Below are 20102 nucleotides of genomic sequence, written 5' to 3' on the forward strand. Positions count from 1 at the left end.
GGAAAAAAATCATGTTTGTCGAACTGATTCGTATAGGACTTTAGGTAATGTTTCATAAAGTTATCTTAGTATATTGGCATGAAGGCACAGGAAGAAGGATATGGTTAAAAGAGATAATAGGGAAGAGTACTGTCTTTCTATGCATACAGAGTTGTCGATACGCTAAGTGTAATTTATATAGTTAGGAGAAAGGAATGTACATAATGAGAAACTGGTCCGTAAAACGCAAGCTGTTTTCCGCATTGTTCGTCGTTGTATGCGGGTCTGTGCTGCTTCTCCTCTTAAATGAGTGGTCAAAAAGTCAACTCCTGTCTGCCTCGGCGGAGAAAGACATAGCCAATCAGAAAATTAGGATGACGCAGGGAATTGTACTGGCGATGGCGGAGGCGCAGCGTAGTGCATCAGAGACGTTGCATAAACCTGACAAGACGAAGGCAGATGAGGTGCTAAAACAAGTAGATAAGGCACAGCAGACACTTGAGAGAATGCAGAAAGAGGTAAAGACTTCAGAAGAGCAAAAAATAATAAAGGAAGCCGTAGCCTTAACCGCAACATATAAGAGCTTCTTTAGCGGTGTTTATCAAATTGAAGAAAGTCTTGGAAAAGTTGCACAGACAAAAAACATCCCAGCTCATCATACGCTACGTATACAGCTAGAAAGCCAGATTGCACAGAGTGGCAATTCTTCAGCAATTGCTCCGCTGCTTACGGTAAAGCGTCTTGAAAATGAGTATGTATATGAGCAAGGAAAGAAAAATACGCCGGAAATGCAGAAGGCGCTAATCCAACTGAAACAGGCAATGCCCACGCTTGCTCCTTCTATAGATAAGTACAGGGTAGCGTATGAAAAGCTTGTGTATGCTGTGGAGAATGAAAAAGTAATGATTGCGATGTATCATGATGCGGCTGACAAAATGAATCCGCTGACCGCGTCCATTCAAAAAGCGGCCCTGGCACAATATGAAGCAGCAGAAAGTCGAGAGAAATCTGCGATTACGGTCATGAAGTGGTTACCGCCGTTGGTAACCGGTCTTATTCTTTTGTTGACTGTGTTGTTTATGCTCTATATTAATCGTGGAATCCAGCAGTCCATTCAGCGCTTGCTATCTTTTGCTGAACGTTTGAAGCAGGGGGATCTGCGGGAAGAGAGCTTCGAGTATACGAATGACGAATTGGGACGATTGGCTAGAACATTTGATGAGGTGCGTGAATCACTGCGCCAAATTATTGAATCATTGAATAGAGATGCTCAGATTATAAATCAATCTTCCACCAATCTAACGACTGTTTTTCATCATTTTTCATCACAAAGTCAGGAGACGGCAGGCAGTATCGATTTTATTGCTCATCATGCTGCCGATCAGAAAGAGATCAGCGGTCAATTTGCGGCGTTAATGGAAGAATGGCAGCAGGATATGGGTGAAATTACTATACAGACAGAGCAGGCAGGGGTAAAAGTAAAAGAGCAGGGGGACATTACGAAGCGCGGGGTACAGGCACTGGGGAATCTAGCTAAGGCAACGAATGCCAGTTATGCATTGTTTCAAAAAATTGAAGAAGCCGTGGAAGAATTGGATGCCAAGTCACAAAACATTGAGAAAATTACCAGTGCAATTAGCGGCATTGCTGAACAGACGAATCTGCTTGCGCTTAATGCGTCCATTGAGGCAGCTCGTGCAGGAGAAGCGGGAAAGGGCTTCAGTGTGGTGGCAGAAGAAGTGCGTAAGCTGGCGGAACAATCTCAGCAATCCGCCCACGAGATTCAGCATTTCATCGAAGAGATGAAAAAGCAGGTAAGCGGTGCGGTTCACTCGGTGCGAGCAGCGGAGAGCCAGTTTGAACAGCAGAAGAAAGAACAAAGCAGCACCCGTCATGTGTTCGAGGCGACGCAGGAAGGAATGCAAGTCATCGAATCATTCACGGCAGTGACCGGAGAACTCGTGAAGAAGATGAATCAGCAAAAAACCAAACTGTTGGAGTATATTAGTACGATTAGATTATCCTCACAAGAAATGGCCGAATCAACAGCACAGTTGGCAAGTGCAAGCGAGCAGCAGGCAGTAGCGCTGCAGGAGATCTCAGACAGCGCTGATGAGCTGCATGGTCTTGCTGACTCGATCGTACGTCAAGGTGAGAAATTCGCACTGTAGATAACGGGAGGAAGGATATGCAAGAATACGTTGGAACTTGTATGATATGCAAAAAAGATATATATTGCCATGATGGTTTTATTGGTGGTGTTGTTCTGGAGGCGGGGAATTTGGTATGCTTTTCCTGCTATGAAGAAGAGGAATCTCCATAAATGAAGAAAGTACAGAAAGGACCTCGGACATGATATCCGGGGTCCCTTTTGCACTGTGCGTGTTTAGCTTTGTTCCTTTGCTTCGGTAAGGATGCGGGTGATTTCATACACACTTGGGAACTCCCATTCTTTCCACTCCATTTCATCCATTAATGCCCATCTCCTTTCTTGCAGTTTAGGTTATATCAACGTATACTCAATGAATAAACAAGGAAGAGGTTCTAGAAGCTTTCATCAGGTAAGTGAATTTATCACTTAGTCTTTACTAGTTTACCCAAAGCAGGTTTATTTATTCCATTTTTACAAGATATAAGCCTGCTTATGTAGAAGAGGGGCGACGATGGATAAAATTAAACGAGCGAATGAAATTGTAGAAGTAGGGCGCCGTCTATACGGCAGCGGATTTGTTGCGGCAAATGATGGTAATATTAGTGTGCGTATTGACCCTGAGCATGTGATGATTACGCCAAGTGGGGTAAGCAAAGGCTTCATGGATGAAGCATCTATGATTATAGTGCATCTTGCCTCTGGTGAAGTAGTGGAAGGTACAGGACGCCCGTCTACTGAAGGTGCCATGCATTTTGATATATACCGACATCGACCGGATGTGCAGGCCATTGTACATGCCCATCCACCTACGGCTACAGGGTTTGCAGTGGCAGGTATTCCTCTTGATCAATTGGCGATGCCGGAGTTGATTGTTAGTATGGGGGTGATTCCTCTTGCGCCCTATGCTACGCCTGGAACAGACCAGCTGCCAGCTTCGCTCAGACCGTTTTATCAAGAGCATGATGCGATTTTGTTAGCGAACCACGGGGCTGTGACGATGGGTACTACGCTTACGGATGCGCTATTTAAGATGGAATCTGTAGAGATGTGTGCCAAAATTCTATTTACCGCGCGTATGCTTGGACGTGTGCGTGAGTTATCGGATGAGCAGGTAGAAGAATTGGTGGATGCCCGTTCCTTTTATGGGCTCAAGGGTGCTCATCCAGGTAAAAGCATTATTGATCAACGTCGTAATAAGGGGAAAGAATGATGACACAAACATATGAACCGCTTCAGTCCGTACGCTGGGAAGGTGATCAGCTTATTTTGCTTGATCAAACGCTGCTTCCCGAAAAAGCTGAATACCTTATTTTATCTGATGTAAAACAAGTATGGGATGCAATCGAGAGACTAAAGGTTCGGGGTGCTCCCGCAATCGGCATTACTGCTGCCTACGGCGTATATGTCGCAGTGCGAAATGCTGAAGAGGAGCAAGCGGAAGCTCTCATAGCAGAAGTGAAAAAGCAGGCTGATTATCTTGCCACTTCCCGCCCGACAGCCGTGAATTTATTTTGGGCGTTGAAGCGAATGGTACGTTGTGCAGAACAATCTCTGGCGGCAGGAAACTCCGCAGTAGAGATTAAGCATGCATTATTACAAGAAGCGCAGGATATTCAGGCAGAGGATGAGGCGGTATGCCGAGCTATTGGTGAGCATGCGCTTACATTATTTGTAGACGGTATGGGGGTATTAACGCACTGCAATGCGGGTGGGCTTGCTACGGCAAAATACGGAACAGCAACAGCTCCAATGTATCTCGCCCATGAGAGAGGATGGAATCTTAAAGTATTTGCTGATGAAACACGTCCGGTGCTGCAGGGAGCGCGACTGACTGCATATGAGCTGCAGCAGGCAGGAGTTGATGTGACGTTGATTTGCGATAATATGGCTGCCAAAGTTATGGCAAACGGCTGGGTGCAGGCTGTTATCGTAGGAACAGACCGTGTAGCAGCCAACGGTGATGTTGCTAACAAAATTGGTACATACGGGCTGGCTGTATTGGCTCGTGCTCACAATATTCCTTTCTATGTCGCAGCTCCCCTTTCATCTATTGATGTAGATACACCGACAGGCAAAGAAATTCCGATTGAAGAGCGTGAAGCCGATGAGATTATTCGCGGACTTGGACGGCAGGTAGCTCCTTTAGATATTAAGGTATATAATCCGGCATTCGATGTTACACCGAATGAGTATGTAACAGCCATTATTACTGAAAAAGGCATCATACGCGCTCCGTATATAGAGAGTGTACGCTCACTTTTTAAATAACATGTTATAACGGTAAAATCAGTGATAATCATCACATCATTAGGGACAGGCTTCAGGTATACTAGTCTATGTGAGAAATGAAGCATCAGTAAAGGAGAGTGCACACATGAGCACAGTAGAACCAAGCTTATATGAACGACTTGGCGGACAAGAGGCCATCGCTAAAGTAGTGGATGTATTCTATGATCGCATTCTAGCAGATGATACTGTTAACGGCTTCTTTAAAAACACCGACATGGAAAAGCAGCGTCGCCACCAGACATTGTTCATTTCATTTGCTCTCGGCGGTCCGAATCAATACTCAGGTAAAAGCATGGAAAAGGCCCATGAAGGCATGAATATTCAGCATGAGCACTTTATGACCATTGTAAGTCACCTGGCAGCTTCCTTGAAAGAGTTCGGTGTATCAGACGAGGATATTCAGACGATTGCACAGAAGCTTGCACCAATGGAAGAGAGTATCATTGAAAAATAATTTTATCTAAAAATCGAAAGAACTGTGTAGAAATTTCTATGCAGTTCTTTTTTGTTACAGTTTTGTTGATATAATGAGACCGAATACGTGGAAAAGTATAGATGCTGATATATAATGTAAATAGTTAGAAAAAACAGGAGAATAGGTATGATTCATAATCGCTATTATCGCATCTTTGTTATTGTATCCATGACGATCCGTTTTTTTCTTCAGATATGGTGGTTTCATCGCACACATCGCAGCACGGGACGAACAGAAGCGCGGGAACAATGGGAAGCTCTGGTAGCGAAGCAGGCGCGTGAATATAAGCGGACAGCGCTTAAGTTGGGCGGCTTGCTGATTAAGATGGGGCAATTTCTCAGTACGCGGGCAGATATTATGCCTCGAGCTTTTACTGTTGAATTAACCGATCTAACAGACCGGGTTCCATCCATTCCTTGGGAGAAGAGCAAGGTCATTATTGAACAAGAGTTAAACCAGCCGATAGAGAATGTGTTTATGTCACTATCTGAACGTCCGGTTGCCTCAGCCTCTATTGGTGAAGTATATGAAGGACAGCTATATAACGGCGAGAGAATAGCGCTTAAAGTACAGCGTGCCGGCATTGAGAAAATTATTGATGCTGATTTTGCGGCGACAAGGGTAGTGGTGCGGCTTGCCAAACGTTTTACTCGCTTTGGTAAGAACATGGACCTGAATGCGCTGTATCGTGAATTGCACCGTACAATCTCGCGTGAGTTGGACTTTCGCAAGGAGTATGCGCATGCCAAGCGGTTTGCACAGATGTATGAGAACAATCCGGCTATACAAGTTCCACGCTATTATGAGGAGTGGATGACCCGTCGCATTCTTGTAATGGAATGGGTGGAAGGTGCCAAGGTCGTTGATCATGCCTTCCTTGATGCGCATGGGATTGACCGGAATGTACTGGTGCAGCGTCTGACCGATTTGTTTTTGCAGCAGGTGCTTCTTCACGGCTTCTTCCATGCGGATCTACATCCGGGCAACGTATTTATTCGTTCAGACGGAACCATTGTCCTGCTTGATTTTGGCATGGTGGGTGAGATTAAGCAGGAAGCACGCCAGCATATCCAGACGCTTATTCAAGCCGTTGTGTTAAAGGATTACGAGTTGATGGTGCAAGCGCTTGATTCCCTGCAATTCCTTACGCCGCAGGCTGATCGAGAGCAGGTGAAGGTAGCGCTGCAGGTTGGATTGGAGATGTACTTTAATCGTGCATTTGAGGCACTTGATGACGAAGTAATCGAAGAAATTCAGTTGCAAATTCAGGATTTTGTGCAGGCTCAGCCGATTCAATTACCGGCAGAGTATGCCTTTTTGGGGCGGGCGGTCAGCACGGTGGTAGGTGTAGTAACCACGATTAAACCGGATGTTGATTTCTTGGAAGTGGGTCGTCCCGTTGTTTCTGAATGGCTGAATCAACAGGAGACAAAACAGAGCAATCGCCGTATCGCTTTTCAACTCCTCCAAGATGTTGCCCGGGAAATGGCGGCATTGCCCCGTCAGATTAATCGATATATTGATATGTCGGCGGAGGCGGAATACCGGAAACGCAGAGTAAAGGAGACGGAACGCTGGCTTATGCATTATCGAAGCCGTCAGCAAGCCGCACTTGTCTTTGCGTTTGGAGGCTGGATTGGTGTTGTTGCACTATGGATGACGGGACACGCAGTAGAAACGTATATTAGCGGAAGTATTACTGTACTTGCACTGCAGCAGTGGATAATGGCATATCGCAAAGCCGGTAAGCTGCTAAAAGAGCAGGTAGGAGAACCAGGAAGTAGGGGTGATCTAAGGTGAACGAAAACAATGGAGAAGAAAAGGTATATAAGCAGGCGGCACAAAAATGCGGCCGACTGGAGTTTAAAGTGGAAGGGTTAAAGGATGGATACCGTTTCACCATCCGGGGAGATGAGGAGAAAGTAAAGGAACAGCGAAGAGTAGGTGCTTCATTCGTTAATTTTTCTCGCCAAGCACAGCGGGCAGGCTGGTGGATTCCGTGGCCGATTCGTATGCTGCTCCGATTTTGGAGCCGCTATAAATAGACAGGGGGATAGGTATGTTTCTACACCGTATTCTTAATCCATTCTTTTACCATATACGTTCACGGCTTCAATGGCGCCGTGCAGGCTATACGATTGCATCTCCCGGAGTCACGGTTGATTTCGTTGGAGAAGCATCTACGCAGTGGGAGCGGTTATATGAAGCATATCCGATTAAAAAGTGGGCCGACAATATGGATCGGCCTCTTTTTATGCGCAATCTGTTAGTGTTGGATTGGCTTGATCAACTTCGTCCCATGCTTCCGAATGAGATATCTGCATTATCATGGCTTGATATCGGTAGTAAAAATTTCGATTATGCCTATGCGTTTCGTGCTTTTCAGGAAGGGATTAGCGCTGAACAAAAAGAACTGACCGGCATTGAACTGGACGGATACCGGGTATATCGAGACCTGCACAGTCGGTATGACCATGCAGCATACCATGCAAAACGAACAGATGCCCGCTATGTAGTCGGAGATGTATTGAATACATCGCTCTCACCTGCGGATATGGTCAGCTTGTTTTTTCCATTTGTGTTTGTAAAGCCGCTGCTGTTATGGGGGCTTGCTATGCGTGACTACCAGCCGCAGGCAATATATGAGCGTGCATTAGCGTTAATTAATCCAGGGGGCTGGCTGTTCATTTTAAATCAGGGTGAAGAAGAAGCGAAGGCATCACGCCGCTTACTGCTGCAATGCCAGGAGCAAGCGGGGGATCTTGTACTTCTGCAAGCAGGACAGTTGAAATGCCGTATGGTACACTACCCTGCCGATGTACACTTCTTTCTTGTGAAAAGAGAGGAAACAAAAAGCGAGCAGATCGTATAGAAGTTCTGCTCACTTTTATAACAGTCTATCGGGTGTCAGCGGACGCTGCGCTTTCTTTGACAGCGGCTGCTTTTTTTGCTTGAAGTCGCGCCCATCTCGCATACAACAAGTCAACGAGCTTCACCGTTCCATATCCAAGTGCCATGCCTGCAATGACATCAATAATCCAATGGATCTCAAGATACATTGTCGAGAAGATGACCAGTGAGCAGTATGTCACCATCATGCGGCGGAATAGTTTTCCCTTCTCCCGCAGTGCCAACAGCAGGATTGCAAAAGAGACGGATGTATGCATGCTTGGAAAGCAGTTCATCGACCATAATGCGGCTTGCTCAGGCGTAAAATTACGTGCCATACCGTCTGGATGGCCGAGCACATACCACACCTCCTGCAGCAGCACCGTTGTATAGAATGGTACAATAATAGGGAGCTGGAGCGTGTGGCTTGATAGAACATAACGCAGCATTTTTCCAGTGTCTCGCGTCAGAAAGGAACGGATGACAGCCACCCAGAGAGCAAGCGAAAAACCGTATCCGTACACCCAGCGCAGGAAGATGGTGAACCACTCTGGCTGATAGATGCGAAAGATTGCCGCATCATTAAATGGAATGCTGCGAAATAAGTCGTTCCAGTTAAACCAGTGCTTAATATGATTCATCTCCCAAGAGGCGAGCACATACCAAATATACGGCGCCTTCCGGTAGGCAAAATAAAGAAGAAAAAGCAAAAGTACACCCTTCGGCAGAAAGGAGAGCCATGATACCTGCTTTTGATCTTTTGTAAAATCAATTAGCATAATTCCGAGAAATAGCCAATTGAAAATAATCCAATTTTCCACGGTAGAAATATTCCATACAGTGGCTCCAAAGCATATAAACAGCACAATAAGCATAATACGCCGTGCTAAAGGAATATCTCCGAGGCCTCGCAAGACCGACAGTACTTGTTGCAATACACTGACACCTCTTATTTCTAACAGACTCATTTTTGCATGTAACTTATTATACTCAATGTATATTTTTTCAACAATATCTCTTGCGAAAGAAAAAAGACAGATTATCTTACACAGGTAAGCTGTGAAAAAAGCATCTATAGTATGATGAATGGTATAAAAATAATGTGAGAAAGGGGGGCGGCTTAGGCAGCGGAAATGGATGCATGGGAAAAGGCAAAGCGTAGTATGGAAGAAGAGGCTGTTAAGCTGGTAGCTTCGACGCTTCTGATTTTTGAGAAGTATCGAACATTGAATTTGCTGCATGACCGATTATGCCAGGAAGCGGTGCGGCGAGCGGAGGCTTGGATGGTCGCTCAGGGAGTTGGTATGCCTCCTGCACCGTATTGCTGGTTTGAGTTGGGCAGTGGCGGACGTGGTGAGCGTACCATCGGGAACGATCAGGATCATGGGCTCGTCTATAGCGCTATAGATACCGTACAAGAGCCTTTCATGCATCACGACTATTTTCTGTTATTTGGCCGCCGCATCTCTTATGAACTGGAGCTGTCTGGCTATCCTTTATGTACAGGTAATGTCATAGCTTCAAACGAAAGATGGCGACATGACCTAGACGGATGGAAGAGAACAATTATGAATTGGATAGACGATCAGGGGCTTGATGCAATTCGCTACCTGCTCATTCTCTGTGATATGCGTGCAATCTATGGAGATCGCCTTTTGTATCATAAGCTGAAGAACTGGATGCAGCAGCAGTTATACGAAAATAAGGTGATCCAGCGCCGGTTTGCCGAGCACTCACTTGCACACAGCCTCCCGTTTGGCCCCTTTCGTACTCTTCATTATGAAAGATGGGGAGAGCATGCAGGAGAATACAATGTAAAGGAAGGCGGTTATTACCAATTGGTGAACACGATACGTATTCTCTCCATTATCCACAAGGTCGATGCGATAGAAACGAAAGAGAGGCTCGGCGGCTTGTATCGTGTAGGTATTTTTTCTGTCTCTGAGTATGAACGTTGGCTTGATGTACTTGGACATATTTTAGCGGTTAGGCTCGGACATCACGTCAGGCTTTATGCAGAGGGGATTGAGCCGCATAATTATGTGAATATAAAAATCTGGGGAAGAGCTCAGCTTATGGAGTGGAAAGAAATGCTGTATTTTCTTAAGAGCCAGCAGAAATACCTTGCTGGTAAGCTGTCACGTTAGCAGCAAAAAAGCACGAGGCGTATATACAACAGCCTCGTGCTTTTTTATCTATCTATGATAGGTCGCAAACGCGATAATACCTTCGTCATCATCAAGTTCAAGCTCAAGACTGGCTGCAAACGGATCGCGGTTAAGCTCATGCTGAAGCCAGAAGCGAATCGCCTCGATCATGTTAGCTTGAATCAGCATTTGCGTACGGCCATTTTCCATAGCTGAAGCAGAAAATCCGTACTCTTCATCCCACATGAGTTCAATGTTGACATCCTGTGGGTTGAGCTGCTTTTTGTTTGCCACATAAAGGCATAGTGCATTTACGATATCTTGTTCAGAAAGTTTTAGTTTCTCCATACGTTCGCTTCCTGTTCTTTCTTCTTCTTTTTATAAGAAACGTACAGTTTACGGATGACAACGATAGCCATAACGATGAATAACACGTTAATTAACAGACCAAGAATTGCACCAAATGAACCTAAGCTATTGATAAGTCCGCCAAGAAGAAGGCCTGCAATACCACCGAATAGAAGACCCTTCATCAAGCCGCCGCTTTTGCTTTTTGCAGGTGTGGCTGCATTTTTAGTCGGTGCGTTATTCTTAGCCGGGCTGTTTACATTAGAGTTTTGATTGGAAATATTAGAATTTTGATTGTTGCTTGGTTGGTAGTTTTTAGTACCGGAATTATATGATTTCTTTCCTTTTGCATCTGCATGATCCACATTTACGAAAGTTCCTGCACTAAACACCAACGCCATAGACATAAACAGCATAATAATTTTTTTCATTCTGCGAGTAAACCCCTCTCTGATAATCTTCGTACGTATATTCAATACGGATCGTTTCGATAAAAGTTACATATTTTTTTCGAAAAATATTCTTTTTTGTAAGGCTCTCTTGCTATTGTACATGTTTCATATCATTTCTGCACAATAAATTGCAATTTCCTTATGGTTTTCTTGGTAAAAACCGATAAATGATGTGTGGTATAGTAAAAGATAAGAAAAAATGGTCGAATCGCGTCGATCATATGGAATATCGAATGGAAAGGATGCAACATATGGCATATAAATTAGCTGCAATCGACATAGACGGTACATTATTAAATGATGATTATAAAATTACAGAAGCGAACAAGGAGGCGCTAAAGGCGGCAGAGGAAGAGGGTGTAAGCATCGTTCTTTGCTCAGGACGTGCTCCTCGCAGCGTAACTCCCCTGCTCGAAGAGATCGGAATTCATGGGTATTATATTTGTCATAATGGGGCTGTTACCTCGCACTCCAAAACAAAAGAAGTGCTTCATGAGGCGGGTTTTCTGATGGATTCAGTGAGAAATGCCCTGAATTACTGTCGGAAGGAAAATATTCATACTGATTTTTGTACGGCATTCGATATGTATACCGAGAGTTTAGAGCGTGAGGATGTACGGACAATGTACGCTAAATATTTGGCGCAGCCAACCCTCCTCGCTGATGCGCTCAATATAGAGGACAAGCTGGTGAAATTCACGTTGTTCGGTACGAGAGAACAACTGGATAAGGCATATACCGATTTGGGATTGATGAATCTTCCGGTTCGAACGCTTCGCAGCGGTCCTTCTTATATTGATTTGATTGACCAGGCAACATCCAAAGGAGCGGCACTCAACAATTTAGCGCAGCATCTCAACATCTCACTAAATGACACCATCGCGATTGGCAACTATTATAATGACTTAGACATGATTATGATGGCCGGAGTTGGTGTAGCGGTGGGGAATGCGCCGCAGGATGTGAAGGATAAGGCAAATCTTGTCGTAGCTTCTAACAATGAGAGCGGTGTGGCAGAAGCGCTGGAGCGTCTGGTGCTGATGAATAAGCAAGGTGTATAGTAAAGTTAAGAAGGCCCAGGTATACCTATCAGATAGGACCGGGGCCTTTGTGCGTCCTTACGCCTGTTCAACCGAATCGAGAATGGATAAGTGAGTGGCCATATATTGACTGTTTGTGTATAAGCGGAATCCTTGGTTTGGCACGTAGTCAAGCGTGAAGGCTTCCGGATACATAGTCAGAATGTCTTTGTCGAGGCAGTAGGTAATACCATCCTGTTCGAAACAATGAAACGAGGAGTCAGGTACTTCGCCTTTGACCAAAGAGAAGCGCATCATAAATCCGCAGCCCCCTTCTAAAATACCGAGAATGGACAGCCGCCGCGGCGCTGTAAGTTGTGCTTTCGCCTCTTTATGTGCTGTAGATGTAATGTGCAGCATGATACGTCTCCTTTCTCTTTTTTTCTATTGTACCTGTTTCTATGGTGGAAGAGAACATTTTCAGCTTGCAATTCTTGGACGAATGCTATACGTTGTAGTATGAAGAACAGACGCTGGCACTGCTCAATCTGTTCTATATATGATTCAAGGAGATGACCGCTATGCGCGCAGAAGCAGTTAAGTCCAGTAAAACATGTACCGACCCGATCGAAAAACACTTTTATGATATTATTCATCTTATCGGCGAAGACCCGGAACGCGAGGGATTACAGGAGACGCCGAAGCGCATCGCGAAGATGTACCGAGAGATTTTCAGCGGATTGGATGAGGACCCGGCTGAAGTATTGGGGAAGACATTCCCGGCAGAAGGCACCAACGACATCGTAATCGTACAAGATATTCCTTTTCACAGTGTATGTGAACACCATTTTGTTCCGTTTTTCGGGAAGGCGCATATCGGATACATTCCGAATGGGCGCATTGTCGGGCTAAGTAAATTTGCCCGTTTGGTTGAAATTTTATCACGACGTCCGCAAGTGCAGGAGCGCATTACCAATCAGATTGTCGATACACTTGAGAAAGTGATCCAACCGGTTGGCGTTATTGCTGTTGTGGAGGCTGAACACATGTGCATGAGCATGCGCGGAGTGAAGAAGCCTGGCAGCAAAACAAGAACAATTGCACGCCGCGGAATTTTTGATAAAGATAATGGTGTCCAGGAAGAACGCTTTTTCCGTTTGCTAGAGAAGCAATAGACTGGGGAAGAATAAGGAGAGACGAATACATTCGTCTCTTTTTTCTTTGCTGTGCGGTGGGAATAATGTATAATAGGCAGAAAAATACATAGTATGTGAAAATTATGGAGGCTAGTAAGAGATGGTTGCACAACAAGTGAAAACAATATTCGAAGAAAAATATCGGGACGTGGGTCGTATGTTGATCGCATGTCCGGATAGGCCGGGAATCGTTTCAGCGGTTTCTAATTTTTTGTTTCAGAGCGGAGCAAATATTTTGCAATCCGATCAATATACACAGGACCCAGAAGGCGGCATGTTTTTCATGCGCATTGAGTTTTTTAAAGAAGGGCTTGAAGAAACAATCGGAGAATTGCGCCGGGCTTTTGCTTCAGTGGCGGATTCATTTGAGATGAACTGGCGGATTACGCAAGCAAGCCGACCGAAGAAGATGGTGATTTTCGTATCTAAAGAAGACCATTGCTTGCGCGAATTGTTATGGAATTGGCAGGCTGGAGATCTGAACGCAGAGATTACAATGGTCATCAGCAACCATGAAGATTCACGGGAAATCGTAGAATCACTGGGTATTCCGTTCCATCATCTTCCGGTTACAGCGGAGACGAAGCTGGAAGTAGAGCAGAGGCAGCGTGAATTGATGGAGGGAAATGTAGACTTTATCGTATTGGCGAGATATATGCAGATTTTGTCACCGTACTTAGTAGAACACTACCGCAATCGTGTGATAAATATTCACCATTCCTTCCTTCCGGCATTTATTGGGGGCAAACCGTACGATCAAGCATATAAGCGCGGTGTAAAAATTATCGGTGCTACAGCTCACTACGTTACGGAAGATCTGGATGCAGGCCCGATTATCGAACAGGATGTAAGTCGTGTGAGCCATCGCGATAATGCTGCCGAGTTAAAAAGAGAAGGCCGCCATATCGAGCGTATCGTGCTGGCCCGTGCTGTTAAATGGCATATTGAAGACCGTATTCTCGTTGATAAAAATAAAACGGTTGTATTCATGTAATTAGTGTAAGTAAGCAATCAAGATAAAAAGGCTTGCCCTGCGATCGCTTCGCGGGTAAGCCTTTTGTGTTTCTTACTTCATTCTCACAAACAATCGATTCATCCGTGCCTTGAGTTCAATGGGGGAGAACGGCTTAACTACGTAATCGTCCACACCCGTATCAAGGGCCATTGCCACATCGTCTTCTCCGCTGCGCCCTGTCAGCATAATGATGGGGGTTTTCGCAAAGCGCGGCTGCTTGCGCAGAGCCTCGCAGATCTCAAGTCCGGTCATACCCGGCATAATCCCATCAAGAATAAACATATCTGGTGTCACATTGTCCACCAAGTCCAGCACTTCATGACCGTCATTTGCAAAATGCAATTCCCAACCTGTATCTTCTAATTGATGCTCAAGAATGGAGTGAACGATAAGGTCATCGTCGGCAATCAACACCTTCTTACGCATCGCTTCTTCTCCGGCAGCCTCGACTTCTGAGGCGAGGCATAGTCGGTTCCGGCCTTTAAATTTAGCCAAATAGAGTGCTTGATCGGCCTGTTGAATAAGTTTGGGAATATCATCTCCCTCTTTGCCAAGCTGAGCAATGCCGCCGCTAAATGTCTGGAAGATTCGTGCATCGTCACATTCGATCTCATGGCGTCCGAATTCTTCCCGCATCCGGTTTAGAATTGTTCGTGCTTGTTCTACATTGGTGTCGGGAAGGATAACAATGAATTCTTCTCCACCGTAGCGGGTAATGATATCTACCTCACGCAGTCTGGATTTCAAAAAACTAGCAAAGCTTTTAAGTACAGTATCACCGCATGGATGGCCGTACGTATCATTTACCCGTTTGAAATAATCAAGGTCCATAATCGCGAGCGAGATATCGGATGGCTTTCGTGCATAAGAGACAAAGAGTTCTTGCAGCCGTTCGATGAGATAGCGGCGGTTATAGAGTCCAGTAAGCGCGTCCCGCATGGATAAGGAACGATAGGTTTCCACGCGGGAGATGAGGGTTTTAATCCGCAGCATCAATTCTTCAAACTGGAATGGTTTGGTTAAGTATTCGTCTGCACCTAGTTGGAACCCTTTATATTTGTCTTCGATATCAGATTTTGCGGTAAGGAATAGAACGGGTGTAAATTGTCGCTGTGTATCACTGCGGATACGACGCATGACATTGAATCCGTTCAATTCTGGCATCATGACATCGAGTATGATGCAATCAGGTTGTTTGTTTAGCATTTCATCAAGTCCTGTGCTTGCATCCGATAAGACCTCAACATCAAAACCAGCCAGGGAAAGCACCTGATGAATGGAGGCGAGCAGCGCTTCATCATCGTCAATGATAAGGATGCGTTTTGGCTTTTCGTCTTCCTTATTAAACGCCTGCAGTTCTTGAATAATTCCTTCACTCACATAAGCGTGCTCTGTGGAACGCAACAGATCCATTGCCTCGCGGATGAGCGCATACATGGGTGATACCATATAATTAGGAAGTATATAGTCATCCGTATCCGTAAACATGGATAGCCCCGTCTCTGCGATATGGCTAAGCGAATGGTAGCCAAGTGTTCCGGCGGTTCCTTTAAGGCTGTGCAGAATCCGATAAATCTCCTGCCGCCATTTTTCATCCTTTGCAAGCCGCTCCGGTTGGGTGATCCTGGAGGTTACTTCACAAAGCTGTGCATAATACTTTTTGCGAAAAATTTGTTCGATCGTCTCTTTTCCCATAGTTTTCTCACTCGCTCCTGCTTCCCTTTTCCTTCGGAATAAAAACATGCCCCTCGTTGTTTGTTTGTTGCAATACATTCCAGACGGTCGTGGTGAGCTTTTCAGCCGGATATGGTTTGATAAGGTAATCAGATATGCCATATCCATAGCCTTTTTCTTTTTCTTCTAATGCGCTAGAGATTACGACAGGAATGGAGCGGAGGTGTTCGCTTCGCTTTAATTCCTGAATGATTTCCCAGCCGTCTTTTCCTTCTCCAAGCATAATATCGAGAATGATAAGAAGCGGCGGTTCTTGTTCGATGCTTTGCAGCGCCTTCTCCCCATTTGATACATGCACAATTTTTATACCGCGACGCTGCAGTGAATTGCCGAGTTCTTCGCTGAGGTATGCTCGCAGACTCTCGTCGTCTTCCACTATAAGAATATGGCCATAAAACATCTGCTCAGCCTCTTGTGTTACGGCTGCCTGCGGCTCGGACAAGGTATGTGATTTCGGATCAGGCAGCGGTGTTTCTCCCATGTAGGTAGGAAGAGAGACGGTAAAGATGCTTCCCTTGCCAAGTTCAGACTGGACATGAATCAAGCCGTTATGCGCTTTGACAATCTCTGCACAGATAGCAAGACCCAGACCGGTACCGCCGATTTTCCTGCGGTCAGAATTATCCACGCGATAGAATTTCTCGAACAAATGTGGAATGGCTTCTTCCGGAATGCCTAATCCTTCATCCTGTATGTGCAGGCAGACATCCTGTGGACGCGATGCGCAAGAATCTACCGTTACCGTAATTGTTCCGCCGGCTGGGGCATACTTGATCGCGTTGCTGAGCAGGTTGGTGATGACCTGCTGCATTTTCTCATGGTCAGCCATAAGCACATCCCGTTCAGTATTCTGATTGAATACAATCTGATGGGAGGAGGTCTGTTGGAGTTGGATTACCTCTTCTGTTACCTCATGTAGGCGAAGCGGTTGTTTATTATATTCTTGCTTGCCAGACTCCATGCGTTGAACATCAAGGAAGTCATTGATCAGATTGGTTAAGCGCCGTGCCTCTTTATAGATGGTATTAAGATAACGCATTTGCTTGTCAGGTGTTATCTTACGCTGCAGCATAATCTCCACGAAACCGAGAATGCTTGAGAGAGGCGTCCGCAATTCATGACTTACTGTGCTGACAAACTCTGACTTCATACGATCTACTTCGTATTCACGCGTAATATCACGTGTGACAATGATCCAGCCAAGCGTCTCTTTATGCTCATTCGTAACCCGGCGATGATACATTTTCATTACGCGGTAGGATGGCAGCACCATTTCGAACGTCAACTCTTCTGTCTCGCTGAGTGCTCCGGTAATTGCGTGAGTGTAGAAGGAAGACACCTCGTCTGGATATTTCAGTCTTGGGCGAATAAGCGTATCGAAGACATCATTGGGCATTAAGGCGATATCTTCAGGTTTATCTAGACCATACATCTCACACCATGCGTGGTTGACTGCGAGCATTTTTTTATGTGTATCAATCAGAGCGATTCCTTCTAGAGCCGAGTTGAGAATCGCCTGACTGATAGAATGAGCGCGCTGTGTTTTGTTGTAGGATACTGCATTCTCGATGGCTAGAGAGATCTGCCGGCCCAATGCTTGCACCTCGCTGATTTCTGAAGGCGAGAAGGCAAGGCCGGATAAGCGTGTTAGCAGCAGCAAGGCGATGACATTGTCTTCCCGATCTAGAAGTGGAACATACAGGTCATGCATGGGATAGGCTTCATGATAATCCTGTTCCTCGGCCTGTGGCGGGCGTTGAAGTGTATGGACTGTTTTCTCATTAATGGCTCGCCCGCTCATTCCGCTGTGAAGATGAGTGAGCAGCACATCAAGCTGGGGAGCAGAAATACCGCGGCTGACGGTGCGTCGCTCAATCTCTTCATCGAGAACAATAATAGCGCCTAGTTGTGAACGCATAAGTAATAACATGCTATCGAGTGTCTTGGAGAGCATGCTGCCTACCTCAATATCTGTAGCAAGGGACGTGCTGAGCTGGTTGCGGCGCAGCAGCAGGTTTTCTTTATCGGTCAGTTTTTCTACCGTTTCTTCAAGTTCGAGTTGCTGAGCATATAATTCTTCCTGATGGGCGGTTAGCTCTTGATTATGTGAAAGAAGATCGACTTCTTTTTCTTCAATGTCCTTAATCATTTGATTGAATGCTCTAGCCAGTTCACCAATCTCATCTTCTCGCTCAAGTGTGGTGACCGGTTCATATTCACCGTCTGATAAGCGCTGGGCAGAAGCTGTAAGCGTCTGTAGCGGTTTGCCAATCTCGCGTCCGAACCTGGTAGTAATCCAGAAGGACAGGACTAAAATAAGCAGGAGAAGCGTCAGAAAGCCTCCAAGTGAATACGTAATATAATTCTGGTGCTCGCTCTGTTCATCGCTTAGCTGCTGTGTATACCTCTCCATTTGGTTCTCGAGACGTTCACGGATATTGTTGACAAACTTAGTGGCGCCTTGATTGTTTGCTAATTTATTGATGCCTTGATAATCCCGGGCTTTTCCTAGTTGAATACCTGCGGGCATATATTTTTCGTTATACGTAATGATATCGCGTTTAATTCCATCAATAAAGGAGCGTTCATCACTTGTAAGAGGCAGAGCGCTATAAGCCTGCATGCTTTTTAATGCCTTTTCTTTTTGGGTGTTCATCCGGGTAAGGAAAGTATCGTTACCAATGGCGATAAAGCCGCGTATTTCTGATATTTCCGCCTCAAAAGCATATTGAATCAGACGGAGTTCATTACGCTTTTCTAATAGCTCTGCCATTTCGCGATTATAGCTGTTCAATTCACGAATGTTGAATGTCCATAGTACAGCAGATAATACGAAAATGGAGATAAGAGGAATCAGCAAAAAAAGGCGCAGGCGGTTAACGATACTTTTTCTCATTGCCATCTCCTTCAAGAATATCCTGGATAAAGGTTAATAACTGCATAGGGCTAAATGGCTTGGAGAAAAAATGATTGACTCCTGCTTGAATGGCATTTTGCCGATCTTCCGCTTGTGTTTTGGCTGTGAGCATCACAATCGGTGTGTCTGTTTTGCCCTGCTCGCGTACAAGCTGACAGACCTCAAGTCCAGTTTTGCCGGGCATCATTAAATCAAGCAGAATTAAATCATAATCATTGTTCATGATTTTCTCATACGCTTCGATTCCATCTTGGGCTTCATCAAGATCATAATCTTCAATCTCAAGGGTTTCCATAATTAGCATGCGCAGTACATCTTCATCATCGGCAATAAGTATCTTTGGGGGCATATCGTTCACATCTTTCATTTGAAAATTTAATAGACAAAGTCTTCTATACTACACCTTAATACTAAATACGAATTTTTACCATAGAAGATAGGAAAATAGAATTAAAAAAACAAATTTGAACATAAAAAAAGTACGTGTCACATTGACCGTACTTTTGCTGTGAGACTATTTGAATGTCTTATGCGAAAGGTTGCGAAGCATCTTCTGGCATTTCGGATGCGAACGACGCCCCGCTAGGTTCAAGCTCCGTATGACAGAATGGACAAACATAGTCCTTGTCGCTCTCCCCGCTGAAAAAATGATCGCCGCATGTATGACATAATAGATGGAACATCTGTAAATCCCCCTTTGACTAATTGTATCTGTGTAGTACTTTTATGTATTACCCTTCGTACATGTGTGTAAAACATCTAGGGGATGAAAGGATATTTTTCTATTACTACATATAGAGGGCCTTCTTTTGTAAGCGTAGAGCGGAACAAAGTTAACTCGTGTACAGTCCAGCGAACAGGCTGAACACGAAGAAGGGGATCATGCGCACTTGCTTCATTCTTTACCGATACATTTCTGGCAAGTGTGATATGGGGAGAATACCGTCGTTCTTCCTCATACAATTGCTTTTCTTGTAACCGGGTCGAGAGTGTACGCTGAAGCGTGGATAAGCAGTTGTCTTGTTCATCGATGCCGGCCCATAGTACTCGCGGTCTTTGCAAGCTAGGAAAAGCCCCTATATCTGTAAGACACAGCTCAAAAGGTTGGCAGGAAGCGGCAGCTAGGCGGAGTTCTTGCTTGACTGTATCTGCTTGTGTGGCAGAAAGTTCGCCGAGAAAATGCAGGGTAAGGTGCATACGTTCTGGTGTTTGCCATTTGCGGGAGATGAATTGCTTTTTTGCTTCTTGCTGCAGCCGCAAAAGCTCTTGGGTCGCTTCATGATTTAGTTCAACAGCGGTAAATAATCTCATCATGCCTCTCCTTATCTAAGAGTAGTCGCTTATATAGTATACTTATCTCTTCTTCTGTACATCCCTTTTGTAAAATAGAAAGCAGGAATTTCCTGCTGTATGTCGAATACTTTACAGGGTCGGGTAAAGCAAAACCTATGTTCCAAAAGATCACGATTCTAAATTAATGGGGTGGACTT

The 20102-nt window shown here is 45.0% G+C and carries 20 protein-coding genes; 12 read left to right on the forward strand and 8 right to left on the reverse strand.

Annotation, left to right across the window (positions count from 1 at the left end):
* The first annotated feature begins 194 nt into the window (after nucleotides 1-194).
* From AB3351_RS06690 to AB3351_RS06725, 8 genes are all read left to right on the forward strand, one after another.
* Nucleotides 195-2150, forward strand: coding sequence for a methyl-accepting chemotaxis protein (locus AB3351_RS06690; protein ID WP_371146358.1), 1956 nt, complete (start codon nucleotides 195-197; stop codon nucleotides 2148-2150).
* A 17-nt stretch (nucleotides 2151-2167) separates the two neighbouring features.
* Nucleotides 2168-2302: a hypothetical protein gene (locus AB3351_RS06695; RefSeq protein ID WP_371146359.1), complete on the forward strand. Its 135-nt coding sequence runs from the start codon at nucleotides 2168-2170 to the stop codon at nucleotides 2300-2302.
* 340 nt (nucleotides 2303-2642) lie between these two features.
* The gene (locus AB3351_RS06700) at nucleotides 2643-3341 is read left to right on the forward strand and encodes a class II aldolase/adducin family protein (RefSeq protein WP_371146360.1); all 699 of its coding nucleotides are present in this window, start codon (nucleotides 2643-2645) and stop codon (nucleotides 3339-3341) included.
* Nucleotides 3338-4399, forward strand: a complete 1062-nt coding sequence (gene mtnA, locus AB3351_RS06705) for an S-methyl-5-thioribose-1-phosphate isomerase (RefSeq protein ID WP_371146361.1) — start codon at nucleotides 3338-3340, stop codon at nucleotides 4397-4399. Before AB3351_RS06700 ends, mtnA begins: the two co-directional genes overlap by 4 nt.
* A gap of 106 nt (nucleotides 4400-4505) precedes the next feature.
* Nucleotides 4506-4874: a group I truncated hemoglobin gene (locus AB3351_RS06710; RefSeq protein WP_371146362.1), complete on the forward strand. Its 369-nt coding sequence runs from the start codon at nucleotides 4506-4508 to the stop codon at nucleotides 4872-4874.
* 147 nt (nucleotides 4875-5021) lie between these two features.
* Nucleotides 5022-6695 (forward strand): ABC1 kinase family protein, encoded by a 1674-nt coding sequence (locus AB3351_RS06715; protein WP_371146363.1) that lies wholly within the window; start codon nucleotides 5022-5024, stop codon nucleotides 6693-6695.
* Nucleotides 6692-6940 carry a hypothetical protein gene (locus AB3351_RS06720; RefSeq protein ID WP_371146364.1) on the forward strand — a complete coding sequence of 83 codons (249 nt, stop codon included), beginning with the start codon at nucleotides 6692-6694 and terminating at the stop codon, nucleotides 6938-6940. The genes AB3351_RS06715 and AB3351_RS06720 overlap by 4 nt, the downstream gene beginning before the upstream one ends.
* Nucleotides 6941-6954: 14 nt before the next feature.
* The gene (locus AB3351_RS06725) at nucleotides 6955-7767 is read left to right on the forward strand and encodes a hypothetical protein (protein WP_371146365.1); all 813 of its coding nucleotides are present in this window, start codon (nucleotides 6955-6957) and stop codon (nucleotides 7765-7767) included.
* A gap of 25 nt (nucleotides 7768-7792) precedes the next feature.
* On the opposite strand, the gene AB3351_RS06730 is transcribed toward AB3351_RS06725, so the two are convergent.
* Nucleotides 7793-8719 (reverse strand): phosphatase PAP2 family protein, encoded by a 927-nt coding sequence (locus AB3351_RS06730; protein WP_371146366.1) that lies wholly within the window; start codon nucleotides 8717-8719, stop codon nucleotides 7793-7795.
* A gap of 198 nt (nucleotides 8720-8917) precedes the next feature.
* Between AB3351_RS06730 and AB3351_RS06735 the strand changes: the two genes are divergently transcribed.
* Complete coding sequence (locus AB3351_RS06735) at nucleotides 8918-9931, forward strand: DUF294 nucleotidyltransferase-like domain-containing protein (RefSeq protein ID WP_371146367.1); 1014 nt, start codon at nucleotides 8918-8920, stop codon at nucleotides 9929-9931.
* A 48-nt stretch (nucleotides 9932-9979) separates the two neighbouring features.
* On the opposite strand, the gene AB3351_RS06740 is transcribed toward AB3351_RS06735, so the two are convergent.
* A complete protein-coding gene (locus AB3351_RS06740) occupies nucleotides 9980-10279 on the reverse strand; it encodes a YxcD family protein (RefSeq protein ID WP_371146368.1) in 300 nt (99 codons plus the stop codon).
* Nucleotides 10267-10710, reverse strand: a complete 444-nt coding sequence (locus tag AB3351_RS06745; RefSeq protein ID WP_371146369.1) for a hypothetical protein — start codon at nucleotides 10708-10710, stop codon at nucleotides 10267-10269. Before AB3351_RS06745 ends, AB3351_RS06740 begins: the two co-directional genes overlap by 13 nt.
* Before the next feature lie 272 nt (nucleotides 10711-10982).
* On the opposite strand from AB3351_RS06745, the gene AB3351_RS06750 reads away from it, so the two are divergent.
* The gene (locus tag AB3351_RS06750) at nucleotides 10983-11792 is read left to right on the forward strand and encodes a Cof-type HAD-IIB family hydrolase (RefSeq protein WP_371146370.1); all 810 of its coding nucleotides are present in this window, start codon (nucleotides 10983-10985) and stop codon (nucleotides 11790-11792) included.
* 57 nt (nucleotides 11793-11849) lie between these two features.
* On the opposite strand, the gene AB3351_RS06755 is transcribed toward AB3351_RS06750, so the two are convergent.
* Entirely contained in the window at nucleotides 11850-12170 is a 321-nt protein-coding gene (locus AB3351_RS06755; RefSeq protein WP_371146371.1) for an iron-sulfur cluster assembly accessory protein, read from the reverse strand.
* Nucleotides 12171-12331: 161 nt separating this feature from the next.
* Between AB3351_RS06755 and folE the strand changes: the two genes are divergently transcribed.
* Both folE and purU read left to right on the forward strand, forming a co-directional pair.
* The gene (folE, locus tag AB3351_RS06760) at nucleotides 12332-12925 is read left to right on the forward strand and encodes a GTP cyclohydrolase I FolE (RefSeq protein ID WP_371146372.1); all 594 of its coding nucleotides are present in this window, start codon (nucleotides 12332-12334) and stop codon (nucleotides 12923-12925) included.
* Between the two features lie 121 nt (nucleotides 12926-13046).
* Entirely contained in the window at nucleotides 13047-13940 is an 894-nt protein-coding gene (purU, locus tag AB3351_RS06765) for a formyltetrahydrofolate deformylase (RefSeq protein ID WP_371146373.1), read from the forward strand.
* Between the two features lie 72 nt (nucleotides 13941-14012).
* Here the strand turns inward: purU and AB3351_RS06770 are convergent, their stop codons facing one another.
* From AB3351_RS06770 to thpR, 4 genes are all read right to left on the reverse strand, one after another.
* Nucleotides 14013-15656: a response regulator gene (locus AB3351_RS06770; protein WP_371146374.1), complete on the reverse strand. Its 1644-nt coding sequence runs from the start codon at nucleotides 15654-15656 to the stop codon at nucleotides 14013-14015.
* Nucleotides 15657-15663: 7 nt separating this feature from the next.
* Nucleotides 15664-18591, reverse strand: a complete 2928-nt coding sequence (locus tag AB3351_RS06775; protein ID WP_371146375.1) for an ATP-binding protein — start codon at nucleotides 18589-18591, stop codon at nucleotides 15664-15666.
* Nucleotides 18572-18961 (reverse strand): response regulator transcription factor, encoded by a 390-nt coding sequence (locus AB3351_RS06780; RefSeq protein WP_371146376.1) that lies wholly within the window; start codon nucleotides 18959-18961, stop codon nucleotides 18572-18574. The genes AB3351_RS06775 and AB3351_RS06780 overlap by 20 nt, the downstream gene beginning before the upstream one ends.
* A 410-nt stretch (nucleotides 18962-19371) precedes the next feature.
* Entirely contained in the window at nucleotides 19372-19926 is a 555-nt protein-coding gene (thpR, locus tag AB3351_RS06785; protein WP_371146377.1) for an RNA 2',3'-cyclic phosphodiesterase, read from the reverse strand.
* Between the last annotated feature and the right edge of the window lie 176 nt (nucleotides 19927-20102).

The organism is Aneurinibacillus sp. REN35, assembly GCF_041379945.2.
Taxonomy (GTDB): Bacteria; Bacillota; Bacilli; order Aneurinibacillales; family Aneurinibacillaceae; genus Aneurinibacillus.